2 protein-coding genes and 1 pseudogene are annotated in these 2,492 nt (G+C 31.6%); all 3 read left to right on the top strand.

The window, feature by feature from the left end:
* Positions 1-264: 264 nt before the first annotated feature.
* A complete protein-coding gene (locus QZZ48_RS15375; protein ID WP_294967135.1) occupies positions 265-462 on the top strand; it encodes a hypothetical protein in 198 nt (65 codons plus the stop codon).
* Positions 463-1,362: 900 nt separating this feature from the next.
* The gene (locus tag QZZ48_RS15370) at positions 1,363-1,656 is read left to right on the top strand and encodes a hypothetical protein (RefSeq protein ID WP_294967134.1); all 294 of its coding nucleotides are present in this window, start codon (positions 1,363-1,365) and stop codon (positions 1,654-1,656) included.
* Positions 1,657-1,701: 45 nt separating this feature from the next.
* Positions 1,702-2,196 (top strand): annotated as a pseudogene (locus tag QZZ48_RS15365) (antirestriction protein ArdA); the annotation flags it as partial.
* Positions 2,197-2,492: the final 296 nt, after the last annotated feature.

Genomic DNA, 2,492 nt, shown 5'->3' with positions numbered 1-2,492 from the left:
TTCACCAAATGAGTTTGAAAGAAGGTATAATTTAAAGTCTTCAAAAATGTAGGTTTTTACTGGTTTAGTAATTGTCTAGTTTATAGGGGACATTCCATTTCTTTTTTTATGATGTTGATAGTAGCAATTTTTCTTTATTCACTACCAAAACTCTTAGCATTAGATAAAGAATTCTTGCAACCAAAACAAAGTGTATGACAATGATACTAATTTCAAAATGGATATATGTAATAGTCAAATGGTGTTTGTATTTAATGGTTGTTATTGCAATTAGATAAGTTTGTAAGTAATGGATTTCAAAGACTCAATCAATACTCCCCACCAAGACCTGATGATATAGCAATATTTGTATTTAACATAGTGGGGTTAGTCGTAGTCTTGTTATTACCAAGAGCTTTAAAGATGATAATTACATCTATAAAGAATAGAAAACAAATAGCTCAATGGATAAGAAATAATTAGAAGAGAGAATTAAAAAAACTGCAATTATATTTATGAAATAGCATTAACTATATAGTGTACACGATGAAACATAGTTATAATATAAGCTAAGAACTAAAGATTAACTCATTTTTTAGTAGTAGAGAGAGAAAAAAGTAGGGGGGAGGCACACTGGGATTTTCATCTTCAAAACTTAAATAAACCTTATAAATAAGCTTACAAAGTGTCACATTTTTCATCTTCTCAGTTTGATATATGTAGTTATTATATGTAGCGAGAGCTAAAAATTTCGCACAGGAGATGATTTATGAATACGGCTTGCAAAGCACTCAGTCAAAAGGTGTTCGCTTAACTCAGCCAAGCTGAGTAGTCTCCACTTTTGTCTGAGATACTTTGTCTTCACCTTAAGCAAAATAGTAGATAAAGGGAGAGAAAGTAAATATTCCAACAAAGCTATTGCGTATTACATCTCCATACTCAAACATTCTTTCTGTTTGTACATACACTATGTGAGTGTCATTTATGCCTATAAACACCGTATAGTAAGCTATAAGAGGCATATATTGTCAAAAGGTATGTAGAGAAATTATTATCGGTACAGACTATGCAATGTTAAACCCAACAACTACATATATAAGTATATAATAAGCCATATAAGCCCCTATATAGGACGATAATTCTCATAAATACATTTATGCTACTTACCTATGTATGTGCTATTATATAGCTTATATATACATACTATAAAAAATATTTTTGATTGCTTCTTGAACATTCTTACACCAACTAACAACGCAGTGAAACAACCAATGCACTTCCCCCCCCCATGAATTTTATTACTACTAATGAAGCTTCCTTTTTTTATAGCACCCTAACGAGTGCAACCTTTTTGGAAATTAATTAAATCCAAAAGGAATACAAATGCAAGTAGAACTAAGAGATATAGAAGTTCATATAGAACCAACGGAAATATTAACACAAGCTATTCAAGATTGTGACATATCTATTGATGATGTTGTAAACATCTGCATTGATGAAGAGAGTTCAGATACAGTCTTAAGTGCTGTTGATAATGAAGATATTAAAAGCTACTGTGACAAATACTCAATACATATATCACTAGACAACTTCGGACTAATTGCTAACTCTATAAAAGATTTTAGCAAAGATGAAAAAGCAAAGTTACTATGGCTATTGCTAAAGTGTAATGGATAAATTATGCTTAGGATATATTTAACGGACTTATAAGCATACAACGAAGGTCATTTAATAGGAAAGTGGGTTGAGTTGCCACTAGCACCAGATGAACTATCACAAACTCTATCAGACATATTGGAACTAGGTGAACATATCTGTAAGACAGACAACCATGAAGAGTATTTTATTACTGATTATGAGTGGGATGATGTAGATATGTTTGAGGTTGGAGAGTATGAAAATCTAACAAAGCTAAATGAACGAGTAGAAGCCTTAGATGAACTATGTAGTGAACCACTAAAGGCAGTATCATTTCTATTAAATGAGGGTTTAGCAAAAGACCTAAATGAAGCTATTGAAAAAGTAGATGAAGTAATAGTTTATGAAGACTGCACTATGGTAGATATTGCAGAGCAATACATAGATGAGCATTGTGATTTAAATGGTCTATCATCATTGATAGTTAATAATATTGACTACGAGGGTATAGCTAAAGAGTTTGAAATGGATAGCTCTTATTTTAAAGTAGGTGGAGATATATTTATGTACATTGGCTAACGCCAGTGTGCTTATTTTTTTCCGCTTACAAAGTCTCTCTACAAAGCATATCTAATTAAACTCTACCTATTAATGAAAGGTCTTCCAGTAATAGCTAAAGTATAATTATATCTACCAGTAGGAGAGACATTGACGCTATACCACACACGCATTAACTTCTGATTGCTACACCTTGAAGACACACTAACTTTTACTACAGATCGCCAATTCTAAAATCAAGTGCAATTTTTTGAAAGTAAGTTGAAAGATAGGATTAATCGATAATCTGCTAATCTTATTCGACCAAAAACAAAGAA

This window comes from Sulfurimonas sp. (genome assembly GCF_016744025.1).
Lineage (GTDB): Bacteria > Campylobacterota > Campylobacteria > Campylobacterales > Sulfurimonadaceae > Sulfurimonas.
This window is presented reverse-complemented; position numbering and strand designations above follow the sequence as displayed.